This window comes from Vibrio sp. HENC-03 (assembly GCF_000305755.2).
Lineage (GTDB): Bacteria > Pseudomonadota > Gammaproteobacteria > Enterobacterales > Vibrionaceae > Vibrio > Vibrio owensii.
The window spans coordinates 155,869-175,101 of record NZ_JH976064.1; the positions used below are offsets into that span (position 1 = coordinate 155,869).

Consider the following 19,233-nt stretch of genomic DNA (forward strand, 5'->3'; position numbering starts at 1 on the left):
AACCAAGGCAAAAATTCCTTCTTACTTCTGGGATAAATATCAAACTTTATCTTTCACAGCGAATAACCACCTCATTTTATAAAGCTAATTATTATATCAATCAGGTTTAAATTCATGTTAAAGAATAAACTTAATTAGCTTATTTTAATTTAATTCATAGTAGCTTTGTCACAATCAAAAGAAAGGCGTTATTTTGAGAAAATAGACAGCAACTTTTAGAATTCTAACAGCAAGTTAGCAACAAAAGCCTCGTTTCACATTCAACAAAAAGAACTAACTCTGAGTTAAATAAAACCGTAAAAACATTAACTTAACTGACTTTGTTGTAGTATTTTTCTTACAACAAATAAGTAAGAGGTATAATTCACCCAATTTAATATCCAGCACAAATAGAAAGATAACAAAGGCGAAGAAAATCAAATAAATCGATTTTCAAAATATTATTTGGAATTAACGTCACACATTTTTCATGCGCCACAAACAAAAATACGAAAGAGAAAAATTAGAGCCTTAATTCTATTCATATTTCATAAAGGCCTTAATAATCCAGTTATCACTTAATGTCGTTAATTTCTGTACAAATAAAAACCAAAGTTAAGCTGTTTTTATTTTACATCTGTATCACATTGATTTATTTTCGAACTATTATTGGGTATATAACTCGCTTAAACGAAAAAAGAGAGCCCACAATGTGACTCTCTTTTTCGTGCATGTTGTCTTTAGATACTATTTAAAGCCGAACTTACCATTGCCGTTCTTCCACTCTGACTTCGGTGGAATCGCTTCAATCGTGTCCCAATGTTCTACAATTTTGCCATTGTCGACACGGAATAAGTCATAGAACGCGACGTGTTGACTCATGAACTGACCTTCACTTACTGATAACACGAAGTTCCCTTCACCGATAATCAAATGATTCTTGCTGTATACCATCGGCATACCCGCTTCCGCTAATTGCTTAAGTGCAACACCCAAACCGCTCAAGCCGTCGGCCACCGCAACATTGTGTTGGATGTAGTCACTGTCTTTATCACCGATAAACTTACTGATCTGAGACATGTCCCCTTTCATCAGAATGGTTTGTACAAAATCAGAGACGATCGCTTTGTTCTCATCCGTTTTGTTTACATCTGTGATTTCTGTTGCACCGTCAAATTGAGTGCGACCACTTGGATTAGGTTTCGCCACGTCTTGTAAGTTATCCCAGTGCTCGACGATCAAACCATCTTCAAAACGGAAAATATCAAAGCCAGCTTTCGGTCCGAAAAAGTCGTATTCCGTGTGCAATGCCACGTATTCGCCATCTTGAATGGTACGAATCACTTTCGCTTTAGCACTGCCTTCTGGCAGCATCTTCATTACTTCGCCAAAGCCCGCTAAACCATCTGCAACCGCAAGATTATGCTGAATGTACTTGTTTGGATTAATGTATGAAATCGCGTTTTGGTCGCCAGTTTCAATGCTTGAGATAACCGCGACGGCTTTATCACGATTCGACAATTCATCGGCATTTACAGCGAAAGAAGCACTAGCAAAAACGGTGGATGCGATAACAGAGCTAGCGAAAAAGCGAGTCAATTTGTTCATATTATTTTCCTCTTGTTGGCTTGAGAACAATAATAGGAATGAATCAAAGACTCGTCTGTGTGGATGTGCGTCGGAAAATGGTCAATATCGAACATGAACACAAAAAGGCTTTCATACTCAACATCATAACTGTGGTTCGGCGTACTGCTTCTGGAATTGGCTTGGTGTCATATCAGTTTGATTTTTAAAGTATCGAACAAAATTACTCGCATCTTCAAAACCGAAGTCAAAAGCTAACTGTTGCGTCGTAACATTACTCACCACCAAGCGGCGCTTAATCTCTATTGTGACAAACGCGTCGATCATCTGTTTCGCGGTTAAGTTCGTTGCCAGCTTGCAGATAACATTTAACGTTTTATACGTTGACCCCATCTGCCCCGCATACCAGTTCGCATCACGGATATGTTCATAATTCGCCTGGAGCAAATCAAAGAAACGTGCAAGCTTGTAGCTCTGCTCTTTGGTTAACTTATCGTGCCTTTCTTCAGGTCGAAGACGATGCAGCATTAGAGCGAAAGAAGAGAAAAGATACATGACGATCAATGGGTCGGAATGCTGACTTTCAATTTCCTTGATAACCTCACCAATAAGCAGTTTGGCACTCTGGCAGGTAGCTTCATCTAAGTTCAATAATGGTGAACGAGCTTGGTTTAAATGCGTTGGAGTGTAGTTAGGTAAACGCATGTTGGCATGCACTTGGTCTAAAAACGCTTGGGTGAAAATGATCACTTTGCCGGAGGGTTTGTTGGACAAATCGAAAGCTTGCACCTGCTCACGACGAACAAAGAGGATGCTGCCAGATTCAAACGGATACTGCTTAAAATCCACCATGTGCACACCACTGCCTTTTTCGATATAAACCATCATAAAGAAGGTAATGCGGTGCGGCTTTTGAGGTGAATGGCTTTTGTACTCTTGGCCATGCAAGCTTTCTAGATCGAAGATTTCAATCTCTGCTTGATTCGATTTTTTATGGTCAAAGCCTACGGTTGGTATTTGCATTCACCCTCCACTCGTTACTACTTGTATTTTGGTCAATTTCAGCAGGAATGCGAATCGAACTGTATCACATAGCGCAACCAAGGTAGCGTTTGAGGTGGTGAATGTCTGTCTATTCTCTCTAAACCAACATGCTGCTTAAAATAAGCCAGTTCATAAAACAACATGCCTCTTAAAACACAAAGGCAAGCCGAAGCCTGCCTTTGTTCATTTAACTATGCAAAGAGTCTAAGACGTCTTTTTACCCTCGTTCGCTTTTGCGTTGCTTGCATTTTGCTCGGTAGCAACCATATCATCAAACTCAGAAACTCGTGCTAAGAACGCAGGTTTGTCTTTGTTTGGAATCGAACTCGCCAACGGCAAATCGGCGGTCATCGAATCCACAGCACGGTTGCGCACCAGTACTTCGAAGTGTAAGTGTGGGCCAGTTAAACGACCTGTCGCACCCGAAAGCGCAATCTTTTGTCCACGCTTAACATGGTCGCCTTTCTTGACTAAGAAACGGCTCAAGTGCAAATAACGAGTTTTGTACACACTGTTGTGCTCAATCACCAAGTATTTGCCTGCGTAAGGGTGGTTACGAACAGCAATCACTTTGCCATCACCCGTTGAGTAAACTGGCGAACCCACTGGCGTCGCGAAATCGGTACCATTATGCGGTTGAATGCGGCCTGTTACTGGGTGTCTTCGGTTCGGGTTAAACGGAGACGTAATACGTCGGAATTGTTTGTCGATTGGATAGCGGTTAAAGGCTTGCTCTAGGCTGTTTCCATCACGGTCATAGAAGCGACCATCTTCAGCCAAAAATGCTTCTACGTCTTTACCACGCATCTTGATAGCAATGCCCTGCACTTCTGTATTGCCGGTTAAGTGGTCATCAACGTACTGACGACGCACCAACACATGAAAGCTATCACCAGCTCGCAGCTCGCGGGCAAAATTCACTTTGTCACGAAGTACGCGCGTAATGTTGGCAATCTGGGTAGTAGTTAATCCTTGTCGGTGCGCAGAAGATGAGAAACTGCCGTTGATTTCACCGGAATACATTTCTTCGCGCCATTCACCCGGCTCTTCAACAAAGTCATAAGCGAATGTGCCATCGTCGTTCTGCGTGTAAATCGAACGTTCGACAAGGCTTTCGTGGAAGATTACTTGTTGCAGCGTCTTGGTGTCTCTATCTACCACAAACTCAAGGTGGTCACCTGGTTTGATGGTATCTAGTTTCAAGGAGGTTAAATCGGCTTCAAGAAGCTTTTGCGTGGTTTCGTATGGGACACCCCACGAGGAGAAAATCGTGCTAAGTGTGTCACCTACTTTAACGAAGTAGTGAATACGTGCAATGTTGTCGTGATCTTGTGTTGCCTCTTCGGCGTTTGGTGTCGTGTCGTCGGCCTGAGTCTCATGTACGTGAGCGCTCTCTAGCTCGGAATAAGGCGTGACCTTAATGGTGATTTCTTCTGGTTTCGTTTCTGCTTGATAGGTGAGATAGGCTGCAAGAGAGAATGCGGTAGCAGCGACAGCAATGAGTGAATAACGAACAAACTTCATAGTACTTGGGATATTCGGAAACAGTAATTGCTATGTTATAACATCTGAGTCTCAAAATTTAAACATTGCGTATTTGAGAACTTTGTTTCTAAGCTTTTCTAGTCTCGCTAAGCGCCTATTTTGCTTAAATAAACCTTACTGTAAAAAAGGGTAAATCCCTCTTACCCTCTCTATGATTGCATGATCCCGGTTTAGTTCACTCTACTACTCGCAACTTCTATAAATTCTATATCAACTGCCGATCTTTTAAGCGTTCGAGAATAAAATTCACACGTTGTTCGACACTCATCTTCGGCACTTCTATCAGTTCATAACCATATTGATGATATGCCTCTACCATGGCTTGATAAGTCCTTACGGCTTCAGCAAAGTCTTGTTTTCTTTCTTCATCATTAGCAAAAATGGCTTCCCAAGGTGGAAAGATAAAGACAGGGCTGGCGTAATGGATACGCTGACACGCATCCATTAATGCTTGTGGAATGGGTAAGTTTTCTAATTGGCTATAACCGTATGAATCCACAATACAGCGGTCAAAGAAGACAAGCTCATTGAGTTCTTCGAAGGCTTGATGGTGTTCTTTCTCTTCACATACCATCTCATCACGAAAGGCTATTTTGTCTTTCCACGGCAAAGCATCACCATCTAGAGCAACTTGCTGTTTGATCACTTTGCGCCCCACTTCTGGCGCGCAAGCGTAACCAAGCTCAATCAGTTTTTCTATTACAGAAGTTTTGCCCGCACCTGGGCCACCTGTAAATACGATTAGGTTGTTCATATAGACCTCGATTGTTGAAGCGTAATGTTCGCCTTCCGCCCTTTTATGTCGGTCGTTGGTTATTCTCGAATCGGTGTTGTAGAAGAATTTTGATCTCTGAAAGAAGCCAGTTAATCAAAGGGGTATCTTGAGTTTGATAGAGGTAATAGGCGTACACATCCATATTTTGCTTGGGTAAGCCTGTGCTGGAAGTAACGTTAGGATGAATAGCGACGATATCGTCTGGAAGTGTCGTCATGACACTGGCGACTGGGAAGAAGGCATCAGAATGTCGGATGGCATTAAAGTTAACCTCCGGCGAATCCGATTTCAACAAAATATCCGGAACATGACCAGCTTTTAACATGGTCTGCTCTGCTGTTTCGTGTCTTGTTTGCCAATCCGGAGTACGAATCAACACCATTGGATACTTAGCTAAATCATGAATGGTAACAACATCAAGTTGAGTGAGCGGATGCCCTTGCCTGACACAAAACATGAAGTGGTTCTTGGGCATCAACTCTTGTTTGATCTGTTTGGAATACCCTTCTGGGCCGTAATCCAAAGCAACGTGGATTTTTCGAGACAACAAAGCCGATTCTACTTGTGAACGCCAATCCATAATCTCAAATCTCGCGTTTGGAGCCTTCTCTCGCAAGGTGGAGAACAGATCCACACCAATTGCGTTTGTCAGTGCATTGGTCAAACTGATGGAAACTTTTCCTTGATATTTAGAAGGATCAAATGCTGCTTCAAAGGCTAACAGTCCATCAATCTGCTCGACCAATTCAGGAAGACGGCGCTCTAATTCGTAACAACGCTCTGTCGGTACTAATCCGTAACGCTCGCGCACGAACAATGCGTCATCAAAAGTTTCCCTTAATCGGCTGAGCGCATGGCTTACCGCCGATTGACTAAGGTTCAAACGTTCTGCCGCTTGCTTAGTATTTCTGGTTTCAAGCAGCACTCGTAATACTTTGAGTAGGTTGTAATCAAACATGCGCCGTCTCTTTCATCACTCTTTGCATTAGATATTAATACAGTTAATTTCTAACATTCAACAGCTTCACTTCTGAACATATCTTGTTCTGCCTAATATGGGGTCAACGCTTCCTTAACCCTGAAAGGTCCTATTATGAAAAAGACGTCATTAGCACTAACCATGGCTCTGATTTCTTCGGCTACTTTTGCTGCTGATTTGCCAACGACACAACAAGTGATCGACAGCATCGATTCCTCTAACTGGGCAGTAAATCCACTTGATTACGGCATGACAGCAATGGAGTACCAGCGCAAAGAAGCCGATTTGTTCGCACAAAAGATGCTAAGCCGTGGTGAGTTGAACCAGTTCATCCACTTCCCTGGCCTATCTCAAGCGGGTGATACTTGGGTAGTAACGCCGAATGTCGACAACGTCTATTCCCTTGCGGTTATTGATGCGCGTAAAGGCTTCAAGATTGAAATCCCAGACATGGGTGATCGTTTTGTTTCGCTTCACATCCAAGACCAAAACCATACTTTTGTTCAGTACACTTGGACACCGGGTGTGTATGAATACAAAGCGGGTGATATTGAGACCGACTATGTGTTTATTGGCGTTCGTGTAGGGACAGACGCAACAGCCGATGACTTGGCGTACATCAAGAACGAAATTCAACCCAAGATGAAGATTGAGTCAAACTCAGCCGTTCCATACGCCACTGACACCAAAGAGGAAGACATCGCTGAGCTGCGTTCTGCCCTACTTAAAGAATGGGGCAAGTTACCTGACATGTACGACACGGTGCAATTCGATATTCATGATGTTTCTAATTGGGAGAAATGGACCTACACCATTGCTGGTTCTTGGGGTTTGAGCCCAGAATCGACGGCAATGTATGCTTCTTGGGCTCCTGAAAACACCAAGGCGAATGAATGTTACACCGCAACGTTTGCCCATGTTCCGGCGAAAGCCTTCAGCTCGCTAACCATGTACAACTCAGATAACTACTTGATGACAAACGACCACAATATTGTGAGCACGAACCGTAAAGACTTTAAGAGTAATGAAGACGGCAGCTTTACGATCATTTTTGGTGGGGAACAGTGTCATGCCATCGCTGACGAAAAAGGTGTGAACTACGCGAAAACACCAGTAGATGGATGGCGTGCTCAGCTTCGAGCTTACGTGCCAGATGTGGAGAAGATGAAACACTACCAGTTACCAAAACTCGAAAAGCTGTAGTGAAAACGCTCTAGACAATTTCAATTAATAGTTTTTAAGGACAAGTTAACGCTTGTCCTTTTTTGTTGTTTGTCTTCTCTTGTTGCTTGTCCCTTCTTGTTGGGGCAAGACAAATAATGGGTCAATGGCTGAGCACTTTCACGTTGGAACTCAAATATGCACTTAAGTGCATTATTTAACCATTAATTAATGGAGAATTAAACGTAGTCACAAAAGAATGGAATGGTTGGCGAAAACGCCAACGTTCTACTCGATTGTTGTGTTTTTCAAGATCTCCGAGTGATTAGCCAAGCACTCTTATGTATCTAGCAGTCATTGACTCGCGCGGATGACTCCAAGTCCGCGCCGTTTTTTTCTGATAAACCAAAATCGGACATCCAAAGCAACAAACGCAAATATCCTTACTAAAAACACTGTTTCTGTAATTTTATTTCAGAATTATCGAAACCATCATAAGGATAATTCGAACTAACCTCAATTCATGTGGCTTCAGTTACATTTGCTTTCTTTTACTCACTTCTCGCGACTATTAGCGGCATTTTGAGACAATTTCCCACACTCCTTTCTTTGTCTTAGTTGATATAAATCATGGTTAGAAGAAAACAGAATCACCTGTATTTCTCGATACATGAATCCAAACTGCCCGATTTTTCGTAACTAAATTACAGATAAACACGATTTCTAGTACGGCACGTTTTTGAGGAACCAAGATGTTAGATACCCTCATGCTGTCGCGGATCCAGTTCGCGGCCAATATCAGCTTTCATATTCTCTTCCCGACCATCACCATCGCGTTGGCGTGGATGTTGGTGTTTTTCAAGTGGCGATATAACCGCACACAAGCTCCCGTATGGCTCGATGTTTATTACTTCTGGGTCAAGATATTCGCTCTCACTTTTGCCTTGGGTGTAGTATCCGGCATTACGATGAGTTTCCAGTTTGGTACCAACTGGCCAGGCTTTATGGAACGAGTCGGAAACGTAGCAGGACCATTGCTCGGATACGAAGTGATGACCGCCTTCTTTATGGAAGCCACCTTCCTTGGTGTGATGCTTTTTGGACGAGGACGAGTGCCAGAATGGGTTCATACTCTCGCCACCGTTCTGGTTGCTGTTGGGACAAGTATGTCCGCATTTTGGATTCTGGTGCTTAACAGCTGGATGCACACACCAAGCGGATATGAAGTGATTGACGGAATTGTACATGTAACCAGTTGGAAGGAAGTTATTTTCAATCCTTCTTTACCTTACCGTCTTCTGCACACGCTATTAGCATCGGCGCTGACTGCCAGCTTCTTGATTGCGGGTATTTCGGCTTATCAAATAGTGAAAAAGCCTGATCATCGCTCAGCCAAACTTGGCCTAAAAGTCGCGCTGTTCGCGGCAGCTGGATTCATCCCAATTCAAATCTTTGTCGGTGACCTTCACGGTTTAAACACGCTTGAACATCAACCTGCAAAAATTGCAGCAATGGAAGGCGTGTGGGAGACCGAGCAAGGCGCGCCTCTTCTTCTGTTTGCGATGCCAAATGAAGAAACTCGCAGCAATGATTTTGAAGTTGGCATCCCGAAGTTAGCGAGTTTGATTCTTACTCATGACTTAGACGGAGAAATCCAAGGACTTAACGAGTTTGCACCTGATCACCCGCCAGTGAAGCCCTTGTTCTTTGGTTTTCGCGTGATGGTCGGTGTGGGTGTTCTTATGCTGCTGGTTAGCTGGTACGGCGCGGTGAAGCTAGCACGCAAAAAAGCGTTACCTAAACCTTACCTGTACACGGTATTAGCCATGACGTTCTCTGGTTGGATAGCCACGCTGGCGGGTTGGTATGTTACTGAGATTGGTCGACAACCTTGGTTGGTCAGCGGTGTATTGCGTACATCAGAAGCCGTCACCACGGTTGCTAGCAGTAGTGTGATGACTTCGCTCATTATGTACTTAGCCATTTACGCGGCATTGCTGGTTGCGTACATCCATACCCTGTTCTATTTGGCGCGCAAAGACGTTGCAGCCCATGAAGTCCCACTGACACAACAAGAGGCCTAATCATGCTCGACTATCTACCAGAAATTTATCTTCTGCTGCTTGGCTTCTCGGTCTTTATGTATGCCGTGCTCGACGGCTACGACCTTGGCGTCGGTATCCTGTTGCCAAGTGATAATGAAGCGCAACGTGACCGAATGATAGCGTCTATCGGCCCTTTCTGGGACGCGAATGAAACGTGGTTGGTGTTAGCCGTCGGTATTCTGCTGATTGCCTTTCCTACCGCTCATAGCTTGATTTTGACGGAGCTTTACATGCCTACTGCCATCATGCTTATCGCACTGATCATGCGTGGTGTGGCGTTCGACTTCCGCGCCAAAGCGAACTCGGATCATAAACCTCATTGGGATTGGTGCTTCAGAATTGGCTCGCTAATCACCGCACTAACCCAGGGTTACATGGTGGGTCGTTACATCATGGGGTTTGAGCAATCAACCGAAGCATTTGGCTTTGCATGGTTAAGCGCACTTTGTGTAACGGCGGCGTATGTTTACATCGGTGGCGCATGGTTGGTACTGAAAACGGAAGGTGATTTACAAATACGCTCGGCGCGTTGGTCTCGCCGTGCTGGTTGGTTAGCGGCGTTGGGTATCTTGGTAGTGAGCGTTGTAAACCCGATTGTAAATCAACAAGTGGCCCTGCGTTGGTTCAGTTTCCCAGAAGTCTTGTTGCTTGCCCCAGTTCCGTTAATTGTGTTGGCGACCATCTTCCTCGTTGATCGCTATTTGCGTCAGGTTCCCATGGTGAATGATCTGGGTGTGCGCTGGCCTTTCTTTGGTGTCACCGTCATTTTCGCGTTGAGCTTTCTAGGGCTTGCGTACAGCTTCTTCCCAGAAGTTGTGCCGGGGTTAATGACCGCACAAGAGGCCGCTTCATCGCCTGCAACGTTAATGATTGTGGGCTACGGTGTGATGATTGTTATGCCAATGATTTTGCTTTACACCTTCATGGTGTATCGAATCTTCAAAGGCAAAGCGACAGAGCTTAGCTACAAGTAGACAAGGCAATTACCTACATAGAAACGCCGCTGGTTTAGCGGCGTTTTTGTTTCTACCCACAAGTCACATAAGTCCTATTTCTTGTTGTTTCGCCAGATTTTATAACCACTTTCCTGCGTCGCCTTACCCAGCAAGTGTGCCGCTACCGGGGCGGTGATAAAGATAAACAACATAGTGCCAATCACTCGAGAAATTACCGTGATATCCGGTATCGCAATCGCCACCGCTAATAACAACGAAGCTAAGCCCACCGTGCCTGCTTTGGTTGCAGCGTGCATTCGCGTGTAAAGGTCGGGCATTCGCAAGATCCCAAGGCTCGCGATGAGCGTAAACAAGGTTCCAAGACAGAGTAAAACTCCTACAATAATGTCCATTACACCTCTCCTTTTCTTTTGAAGATCAACCTTGCAAACGCAATCGTCCCGAGGAAGGCCACTAGGCCGAGCGTGATAGCAATATCCAATAAGGATTGTTGCCCACTATCTAAGGTATAAACGGCAATAAAACCCACTGTTACAAATGAAATCAGATCAAGCGCTATCACTCTATCGGCCAAGGTTGGGCCAAGAACCAAACGAATGAATGCCATCACGACACTGAGCAACAAGCCAATATAAGCGAATGTAATGCTCATCTGTAACCAACTACCCACTTGTAATCCATCAGCCACGCGTCACCTCCAAAATCCGTTTTTCTAAGCCGTCTTTGATTTCTCGAATTACCTTTTCATGCTCGGGTGCAAACATCGCGTGCACAACCATGTGCTTCTTATCTGGCGTGACATCTAAGCTCAAGCTTCCCGGTGTAAGTGAAACCATGTTGGCGAGCAACGAGATCTCTAAATCTGATTCGACATCTAGCGGCACATAAACAATATCAGGGTCACTCAAATGGGTTGGCGTGACCACATCCCAAACAACTCTGGCCACGGATATCACCATCTCATAACAGAAGAAAATGAACAGGCCGACCAAAGCACTGAAACGTCGAAAGTAACTGGTTTTCAACCCAAACGGTTGGCTAAGTCGCAATGCCAAAAAGCCGACCACAAAACCAAGAATGAAGTTCGTGCCTGTATAATTGCCGTTCAGCAACATCCAAGCCAGAGCGAGAAACAAATTCAAAAACAGATAAATCATTGGTTCCCTCCCGATGTATTCAATGCCACAGTTTCAGCTATTGCACTGTCAGCCAACGCACTCTCTCCAAGAACCGCTTTTACATAAGCTTGGGGCTCAATCAACTGTTCTGCGGCGAGTTCTGCAAATTGGTAAAAAGGCTCGGCCGCCAAACCAATAATCAGACTTAAGGTGGTCAATGTGGCTATTGGCACGCAATACAATCCTTTTGTGTACTTGTTCATTGGCTGAGCTTTGAGTGTTTGCTGAGGCTTTTTCCAAAACACCTCGTTCCAGATCTTGGTCATCGAGAACACCGTTAACAGACCCACTAACAGCGCGGCCCCTGCAAGCCAATACAACTCGGTTTGCAAGCTAGATTTGATGACAAGGAACTTGCCCCAGAAGCCCGACAAAGGTGGAAACCCCGCTAAAGAGAATGCAGGAATGAGAAACAAGAAAGCGAGCCAAGGCATGGCTTTGTATACGCCGCCCAATTGCCCCAGGTTGCCCGAGCCATATTTACGCTCGATAAAGCCGCCAATCAGGAATAAATTTGCTTTCACTATGATGTGGTGCACGATATAGAAAATCGCGCCTGCAATGGCAAGCGGCGTGTAGATCGCCAATCCCATGATCATGTAACCAATCTGGCTGATGATATGGAAAGAGAGAATCTTTTTAATGTCGTACTGGCTCGCTGCCCCCAATACGCCAGTTAACATCGTAAGCCCTGCCACCCACATCAAAGTCGGCTGCCAACCGCTTTCTGATAGCGGGAAAATCAAGGTGAACACACGGATTAATGCGTACACCCCAACCTTGGTGAGCAACGCAGCGAATAGTGCGACAACCGCGCTCGGCAACGTATGGTAAGAAGCAGGCAGCCAAGCAAAAACGGGGAACAACGCAGCTTTAATGGCAAACGCGAATAGGAACAGTACCGCGAGCAAGGTTTTGGTGTCTGACGGAATCAGTGCGGCTTTGGCGTGTAAATCCGCGAGGTTCAAAGTCCCCGTCGCGCCATAGAGCAAGCCAATCGCGAGCAAGAAGACCAAGGTCGATATTAGATTGAGCATCACGTACTTCACTGCCCCATCCACTTGTTGCTTTGATCCATCTAAGATCATCAAACCAAACGATGCTATCAACATCACCTCGAACCACACGTAGAGGTTGAAAATGTCGCCAGTAAGAAACGCTCCATACACGCCGGCCAACAAGACATGCATTAGCGCATGAAACGTGCCGTAAGACGCCTTTTCTTGCAGATCGCCCATGGCGTAGAACACGCTCACTACACCAATAATGGCCGTCACCATCACCATGGCAACGGCAAGATAATCCGCCACAAAAACAATGCCAAATGGCGCAGCCCATTGACCGAATGCCACTGCTTGTGGACCGCCGTTGATGACATCGTGCGTCAACAATGCTGCAATCACCAAGGTTGCCAATGCACTTGTGCCGCTTATTGCATCCACCAGCGCTTTGTTGCGCTTCGCGCAGAAGATGGCGACAGCGGTAAGAAGTGAAACAACTACGGGTAACGTCAACCAAATCGTCGTCATTCGTCCTCCTCAGAACGTCGCATCGCATCCACATCTGCCGAGCCCGCTTCTGAATATGCGCGGTAAAACAGCATCAATGCGAACACCAACAAGCCAAAGCCAATCACAATCGCTGTCAGAATTAAGGCTTGAGGAAGCGGGTTTGCCGCACCTTCTGGTGGCAACACTGAATTCGCCTCGATCAATGGCGGTAGTCCGGGAGTTAAACGTCCGGCAGTGAAAATCGCGATGTTCACCGCACTGCTCAGCAAGATCAAACCGAATAGTAAGCGTAAGATGTGTCGTTCAAGCATGAGATAGACACCAGCCGCGACAAACACACCGACCACGAGACTCCATAGTATTTCCATCAGTCCAACTCCTCATTTACGCGCAGTAACATCCCCATCACACCACCAATAATGGCGAGGTAGATGCCGACATCGAATATTAGCGGTGTGCCAAGTGGCAGAATGTCTTTCCACCACAAACCCGTTAAGAAAGGCAAATTGAAGGCAAAGCTCATTAGGCCAGCCACAAAGCTTAAGAAAATGCCAAACAGAGCAATGCTAAATGGCGCGTAATACAAGCGGTCACGAACATACTTTGGCGATTCTGCAAACATCAGTAGCGCAAAACCAATTACAGCGATCAGCGCTCCAATGAAGCCACCACCCGGTTCGTTGTGACCTCGTAATAAAAGGTAAAGTGAGAACACCAACATCAGCGCTGCAACAATGTGTGCGGTAGTCGCAAAGATAAGGGAACGGATACGGTTGCGTTTGTGATAGTGCGTTTTCAACAAACTCACCGCAGCGATACCCGCCATCACGACCACAATCACCTCGCCTAACGTATCGAAGGCTCGGAAATCGACCAAAATCACATTGACGATGTTGCGCCCATGCCCGCCGGGAACGCTGTTCTCTGCGAAGAAATCAGCCAGAGTGGAATCTAAAGGTTGTGCGGTGATGTTTATCAATAACGCCGTTACCGACATACCAATCACACCCGCTATCGCCCCATGCAGTAATCTTCGACGTACAGTATGTTGCGCTACCGTCAATAGACCTGGGATGTGGCGTATCAAGAGCACCACAAATACAACCATCAAGGTTTCTACCAACAATAAGGTTTTCGCTACATCTGGTGCGCTGTAAAGCATAAAGACTAAGGTGGTCATAAAGCCCACCACGCCAAGGGCAGAGACAGCCAGCAAACGAGACGTGGTAAAAGTGCAAACTAAGGCAGCCCCAATGAGCAGTAGCGCAATGCTGATTTCGTAGAAACTAATGTCTGCTAGTGCAGCAAAGCGAGCTTGTGGGATCACTAACGGGCTGCTTAACAGCAATCCAGCCAGCACGATAAAAAACAACAACACATAATGGCTTAAGCGCTTTTGCTGCAATAACTGCGTTTGCCATTTCGCCAAACGCATCATACCTGCCATGATGTTGTCGAAAACGGATTCTGCTGTTGGCAATACGGGTACATTACGCTGCCAACCAACCAACAGCCTTGGGTAGACTCGATACAAAACAAAGCCGAGTAACAAAGTTAATGCGCTGAGCGCCAACGGCAGATTCACGCCCTGCCACAGTTTGGCAGCCTCTGGTGCGGAGTCAGGCAAGCTCGACAAAACACCCGGAATAACCACGTTGTTGTTGATCCAACCTAAGCCAAATAACGGAGCAAGCACACTGACTACTGCAAGCAGCATTGCTGGTATCCATAGCCCTTTACTGGCTTCCACTTCCTTGGCTGGCGTTGGATTACCTTCATACGTCGCGAAGAAAGGTTTAACGATCAACGCCAACGCTAATGCCACCATGGTGACGTTAACCAGAAGGAATATCGTAGTTGGGATGACACTCACTTCCAGACCGGATTTGTACATGTACTCTTTGCTTAAGAAGCCGAGTAGCGGTGGTACACCTGATTTAGACAAGGCAGCAAGGATTGCGGCTGTGACACTGATTACCAGTGCTGCTTTCAAACCATGAAGCATGCGAATATCACGCGTCCCTGTCGCTTTATCGATATTACCTACCACCATAAACAGCGCTGCTTTGTAGAACGAGTGCGCCAAGATAAACAGCAGCGCGGCCATCATTGCTAACTCAGTACCCATGCCAATCAATAGCACCAATTTACCTAAGGCGACGTTCGTGCTGTATGCCAGCATTAGCTTCAGATCGGTTTGTTTAAGTGCTAGCAGCGCGCACCATATCGCGGTAAAACCGCCAAAAATACCGAGCGTGTAAAACCAAATCTCGCTGTGTGAATAGATAGGTGACACACGGGCAAGCAAGTACACCCCAGCCTTCACCATAGTGGCAGAATGAAGATAGGCACTCACTGGCGTTGGCGCTGCCATGGCATTGGGTAACCAGAAGTGGAATGGAAACTGCGCCGATTTAGTAAACGCACCGAGTAAGATCAGAATCAACGAAGGCAAAAACCATTCATGTTGTGCAATCAGCGCACTTTGCGCGACGATGGAACTTATCTCATAACTGCCAGCCATTTCACCCAGCAGTATCAAACCAGCTAATAACGCTAAGCCACCAGCGCCAGTGACAATGAGAGATTGCAATGCGTTCTTGCGGGATTTGTCTTTCTCATGATTAAAGCCAATCAAAAGATACGATGTGATGGTGGTGAGTTCCCAAAACACAAAAAGGAGCAGGATATTGTCGCTCGTGACAACTCCGAGCATGGCTAACATGAACAGTGTTAAATACAGGTGGAAAGAGAATCGAGACGAATGCCCCTTCAGGTAAGCCAGTGCGTAAATCTGGATAAGCGCACCGATGCCGCTGATCAAACATGCAAATAGGAAAGACAAGCCATCCAACTTGAAGCTCAGGTTTACATCTAAACCCGGAACCCAAGCCGCTTGCCAACTTACGCCTCCCGGCTCATACCAACTAATGAGCGAGACGAAAATGACCATTGGCAGCAAAGGAAAGATCATAAGAATCAACGAACGATCTTTTGAGCCTTGTGTGTTTTTATTCCCTATTACGCTATTCAATATCGCCATCCATTTCGTTAGGTTCACACTTGGATGGTGACTCATAGAATCAACGGAAAGACCGCCCTCTCCTGATACTTCAGGCTTCAACCACAATTGTCGATTTGGGTGTTAGAAAGGCAATCCGAGCAAGACAGGTGAACGGATTATCTAGAATGCGAAGGCTTTGAAGCAGACCGCTGAAAACTTAAGTCACGATCATCCATTTCAATATAGACTTATATTTTCAATGGTTCGAGCTACTTGCTGTCGGGGACGACGTAGGAACGCAAGTCGCTAAAGGTGTTGGCTTGGTTTAGTACGTAAGCCGACTCTTCATGCACAAAGTTAAGTGCATCGTAAGAACAGTCGCCGATTTCGTTTCTCGGACACACATGAATGTTCGAGCGTTCAACCATTTCAGTTTGGCAAATAGGACACAGTTTTTTCATACCATCCTCCATTGAGAAGTCATCAGTCTGTCGTAATCGTGCTTACCTCAGTGTCTCTCCTTTCAATATTCGCGAATGACTGGTTATTTAATTGGGGATACAAAACCCTCTGGCTTCATCGCCACCAAAGAGCAATTGATAGATTGCAGAATGTTCTCGGCAGTATTACCAATCACAAACCCTGAAATACCGGTTCGAGCTAAGGTGCCCATGACCAAAACATCGATTTCGGTTTCATCGACACACTCTGGAATTTGGTCATCTGGTTTACCATGCAGATGATGAATCACCATCTCACCAGAGATACCTGAGTCCTCGATTAAGCGTTGTAGTGCTTGTTCATGATTTGCTTTCGCCCGAGACACTTCATTGGCCAACTGCGCCTCTTCTACTTGGATCCAGACATGGTTATCTAGATAGTTCTCCAAGTAGTGTTCCCAGCAAGAGATAATGTGTAATCGGCTGTCGCACGTGTCTGCAATCGAACGAGACAGCTCCAGCAATCGACGCGAAAGCGCTTGTTGCTCGTCGCTGACCGTCATGGGATCCACGGCAACCGCAATACGTCGTTTGTCTCTGGGTTTAGAAATTGGTCGGTGAAGCCATACCGGGCAAGGACACTTGCGCAATAGCGTCATGTCTATCGCTTTAAAACCCTCCGCTCCTTCACTAAGCGGCTCAGCCTCTTTAATGATCAGGTCGTTATGATTGGTAATGGCTTGTTGGATGATGCAAACCGCTGGTTGCTCACTGCTTTGAACTCGCAGCGGAAACGGCACTTGCTCTTCAGTAATGTCGTGTTGTTCACGTAATTTTTTCACGCTCTGCTGAAGCGAATCGTGCAAAGATTGCTCGTAGCTTTGTTGATACTGAGCGAGATCGGTAGGAAAGTCTGGACAGGCAATTAAACCTGATACCGGAACGCGATTGTTGGCCGCAATTCTGATCGCTTGACCCAGTGCGTCACTGTGCCCTGGCAGTCCTTGCGTAGCAAAAAGTATGTTCTCGAATCGTCTCATACACACCTCCTTGATTGACTAAATATTAACCAAGTCAAACCGCCTTTTTCTAGCACGTAATTGTAACCACTCATTAGGTGAATGATATTTGTTCTCACTCAGTTATTTACGTGACAAATCACCGCAAATACGTGCAAAAATCCCCCATCTCCGGCCGTGATATGTAACAAATTACGTCAATATTGGTTAGAAGTTTCCGTCCATACTTCCAACATCCCTACTCATGTTTGCATCTTACACTATGCTTATTCTGGCTAATTTAAAGCCCGCCTTAGATAAAAGGAAAATCCAAAATTCGAAAATTTAATTATGTTAATTAATAACTTAACGACTAAACCCAAGCTTCAAAGCAAGCTCAATACTAGGTTACTAAAAGTTAACTAATTGATATTAAGGTCTAGGTCACCATAATAAACCACATAACGCAGTTCGATTTGGCGAACGCGCTTACATTCAATGTCAGGCACACAGTGCAAAAATCTCACGGAGAGAAAACTCATGACTGAATTCACTTACTACACAGCTGAAACGGCACCCGAAGAATCAAAAGCATTAGTTGAACAATCGCTAAAAGGTTTTGGTATGTTGCCTAACCTTCATGCGGTTCTCGCAGAAGCACCTGCTACGTACGAGGCTTACAACAAAACGTTTCAACTCTTCATGAAAAACACCACACTCAGTCCGCTTGAACAACAAGTGGTGTTTATGACCTCTAACTTCGAAAACAAGTGTCATTACTGCATTCCTGGCCACACATGGATGATGAAAGCCGGCAAAATGCCAGATGAAGTGATTGAAGCGTTACATGAAGGCACACCAATTCCAGACGCAAAATTACAAGCCTTGCATGATTTCACTAAAGAGTTACTTGATAACCGCGGTCATATCGGTGACGACAGACTACAAGCGTTCTTGGATGCTGGTTTCACGCAGCGCCAAGCGTTAGAGGTATTAACCGGATTGGCAGCGAAACTGATTTCTAACTTCACCAATGCGCTAGCGCATACTCAACCAGACAAGCCATTCGAGAAATTCGCTTGGACACACCCTAGCGAACGTTAATCACCGAAGTTTCTAATACTTACAAGCCCAACGATGGACAGATCGTTGGGCTTTTCTAATTTAACAAGAGAAGCTATTCTCAGGCTTTGTTCCTTCACATTTCTCACACCGTTACCCGAGTAAAAACGTGTCCAAAGAACCCAAAAGAATTCAATCCGTTGAGCGAAGCTTTACCATTCTAGAAGCGCTTTCTTTACATAATGCGCCTATGTCATTACAGCAAGTCAGTGAAGCTGTCGCGCTTAATAAAACCACGGTGCACGGTTTACTCGCGACCATGAGTGAGTTGGGATACGTTTCTCGAGTAAAACAGGGCTACACATTGGGACTGCGATTTCGTGATCTCTCCAAGCCACTTGAACAAAAGGACGAATCGATTCGTCGGCACTTTGCTTCTCTCTTAAAGAAGATGGCTCACTTGACAGATAACACCGCCTATCTTGCCGTTCAAAGTGGCGCACAGGAATACCTTTATCTGGATGCCATCGAACGAGATAACCCACTAACGATCCGCAGCCCACGCGGCAAACGTGAGGGGCTAACCACCTCTGCAATCGGCAAGGTCTTTTTGGCCTTTGATGAGGAACTCCGACGACGCTTGCGCTTGCAAGACCAACTTTCCCCGTCGTTAGAGAAAGAACTGAACGTGGTTGCCGACAATGGTTATGCGTTGGACTTAGAAGAAGCGGAACCGAACTTAAACTGCCTTGCCATCCCGCTCTATCTTGAAGGAGAGCTCGTTGCCGTCGCGGGTGTCAGCGGTCATGCAAAAGAACTAAACCAGCAGCGTTTAATTCATTTTGCGTCCGTCTTTTTGAAACGCTAACACGCCTCCTATCCTCGGGAAAATAACCACTTAGCTTATTG

The 19,233-nt window shown here is 45.5% G+C and carries 18 protein-coding genes; 5 read left to right on the top strand and 13 right to left on the bottom strand.

All coding sequences use genetic code 11. The features are described 5' to 3' along the window. Positions 1–726 precede the first annotated feature (726 nt). From VCHENC03_RS22445 to VCHENC03_RS22425, 5 genes are all read right to left on the bottom strand, one after another. Positions 727–1,587, bottom strand: a complete 861-nt coding sequence (locus VCHENC03_RS22445; RefSeq protein ID WP_009704555.1) for a nuclear transport factor 2 family protein — start codon at positions 1,585–1,587, stop codon at positions 727–729. Positions 1,588–1,710: 123 nt separating this feature from the next. Beyond that, the gene (locus tag VCHENC03_RS22440; RefSeq protein WP_009704556.1) at positions 1,711–2,589 is read right to left on the bottom strand and encodes an AraC family transcriptional regulator; all 879 of its coding nucleotides are present in this window, start codon (positions 2,587–2,589) and stop codon (positions 1,711–1,713) included. Positions 2,590–2,814: 225 nt separating this feature from the next. Then, positions 2,815–4,134: a peptidoglycan DD-metalloendopeptidase family protein gene (locus VCHENC03_RS22435; protein ID WP_009704557.1), complete on the bottom strand. Its 1,320-nt coding sequence runs from the start codon at positions 4,132–4,134 to the stop codon at positions 2,815–2,817. A 226-nt stretch (positions 4,135–4,360) separates the two neighbouring features. Continuing rightward, positions 4,361–4,909: an AAA family ATPase gene (locus VCHENC03_RS22430; RefSeq protein WP_009704558.1), complete on the bottom strand. Its 549-nt coding sequence runs from the start codon at positions 4,907–4,909 to the stop codon at positions 4,361–4,363. A 43-nt stretch (positions 4,910–4,952) separates the two neighbouring features. After that, the gene (locus VCHENC03_RS22425; RefSeq protein ID WP_009704559.1) at positions 4,953–5,888 is read right to left on the bottom strand and encodes a LysR family transcriptional regulator; all 936 of its coding nucleotides are present in this window, start codon (positions 5,886–5,888) and stop codon (positions 4,953–4,955) included. Between the two features lie 135 nt (positions 5,889–6,023). On the opposite strand from VCHENC03_RS22425, the gene VCHENC03_RS22420 reads away from it, so the two are divergent. The 3 genes from VCHENC03_RS22420 to VCHENC03_RS22410 all read left to right on the top strand — a co-directional run bounded on the left by VCHENC03_RS22420 (position 6,024) and on the right by VCHENC03_RS22410 (position 10,149). Then, positions 6,024–7,112: a DUF1254 domain-containing protein gene (locus VCHENC03_RS22420; RefSeq protein ID WP_009704560.1), complete on the top strand. Its 1,089-nt coding sequence runs from the start codon at positions 6,024–6,026 to the stop codon at positions 7,110–7,112. A gap of 710 nt (positions 7,113–7,822) precedes the next feature. Next, a complete protein-coding gene (locus VCHENC03_RS22415; protein WP_009704561.1) occupies positions 7,823–9,154 on the top strand; it encodes a cytochrome ubiquinol oxidase subunit I in 1,332 nt (443 codons plus the stop codon). A gap of 2 nt (positions 9,155–9,156) precedes the next feature. After that, positions 9,157–10,149 (top strand): cytochrome d ubiquinol oxidase subunit II, encoded by a 993-nt coding sequence (locus tag VCHENC03_RS22410; protein WP_009704562.1) that lies wholly within the window; start codon positions 9,157–9,159, stop codon positions 10,147–10,149. A 74-nt stretch (positions 10,150–10,223) separates the two neighbouring features. On the opposite strand, the gene mnhG is transcribed toward VCHENC03_RS22410, so the two are convergent. The 8 genes from mnhG to VCHENC03_RS22380 form a co-directional block, all read right to left on the bottom strand. Then, complete coding sequence (gene mnhG / locus VCHENC03_RS0125345) at positions 10,224–10,523, bottom strand: monovalent cation/H(+) antiporter subunit G (protein ID WP_032802047.1); 300 nt, start codon at positions 10,521–10,523, stop codon at positions 10,224–10,226. Next, positions 10,523–10,783, bottom strand: a complete 261-nt coding sequence (locus VCHENC03_RS22405) for a cation:proton antiporter (protein WP_009699163.1) — start codon at positions 10,781–10,783, stop codon at positions 10,523–10,525. The genes mnhG and VCHENC03_RS22405 overlap by 1 nt, the downstream gene beginning before the upstream one ends. A gap of 28 nt (positions 10,784–10,811) precedes the next feature. Then, positions 10,812–11,288: a Na+/H+ antiporter subunit E gene (locus VCHENC03_RS22400; RefSeq protein WP_009704564.1), complete on the bottom strand. Its 477-nt coding sequence runs from the start codon at positions 11,286–11,288 to the stop codon at positions 10,812–10,814. Continuing rightward, positions 11,285–12,838 carry a proton-conducting transporter transmembrane domain-containing protein gene (locus tag VCHENC03_RS22395; RefSeq protein WP_009704565.1) on the bottom strand — a complete coding sequence of 518 codons (1,554 nt, stop codon included), beginning with the start codon at positions 12,836–12,838 and terminating at the stop codon, positions 11,285–11,287. The genes VCHENC03_RS22400 and VCHENC03_RS22395 overlap by 4 nt, the downstream gene beginning before the upstream one ends. Then, positions 12,835–13,188: a Na+/H+ antiporter subunit C gene (locus VCHENC03_RS22390; RefSeq protein ID WP_009704566.1), complete on the bottom strand. Its 354-nt coding sequence runs from the start codon at positions 13,186–13,188 to the stop codon at positions 12,835–12,837. The genes VCHENC03_RS22395 and VCHENC03_RS22390 overlap by 4 nt, the downstream gene beginning before the upstream one ends. Continuing rightward, the gene (gene mbhE, locus VCHENC03_RS0125350) at positions 13,188–15,794 is read right to left on the bottom strand and encodes a hydrogen gas-evolving membrane-bound hydrogenase subunit E (RefSeq protein ID WP_050554364.1); all 2,607 of its coding nucleotides are present in this window, start codon (positions 15,792–15,794) and stop codon (positions 13,188–13,190) included. The genes VCHENC03_RS22390 and mbhE overlap by 1 nt, the downstream gene beginning before the upstream one ends. Before the next feature lie 299 nt (positions 15,795–16,093). Then, positions 16,094–16,285, bottom strand: a complete 192-nt coding sequence (locus VCHENC03_RS22385) for a hypothetical protein (RefSeq protein ID WP_009699168.1) — start codon at positions 16,283–16,285, stop codon at positions 16,094–16,096. A gap of 83 nt (positions 16,286–16,368) precedes the next feature. Beyond that, a complete protein-coding gene (locus VCHENC03_RS22380; protein ID WP_005443034.1) occupies positions 16,369–17,304 on the bottom strand; it encodes a universal stress protein in 936 nt (311 codons plus the stop codon). Positions 17,305–17,802: 498 nt separating this feature from the next. On the opposite strand from VCHENC03_RS22380, the gene VCHENC03_RS22375 reads away from it, so the two are divergent. Next, positions 17,803–18,366: a carboxymuconolactone decarboxylase family protein gene (locus VCHENC03_RS22375; RefSeq protein WP_009704569.1), complete on the top strand. Its 564-nt coding sequence runs from the start codon at positions 17,803–17,805 to the stop codon at positions 18,364–18,366. Between the two features lie 127 nt (positions 18,367–18,493). Next, on the top strand, positions 18,494–19,192 hold the full coding sequence (locus VCHENC03_RS22370) for an IclR family transcriptional regulator (protein ID WP_009704570.1): 699 nt from the start codon (positions 18,494–18,496) through the stop codon (positions 19,190–19,192). The last annotated feature ends 41 nt before the right edge of the window (positions 19,193–19,233 follow it).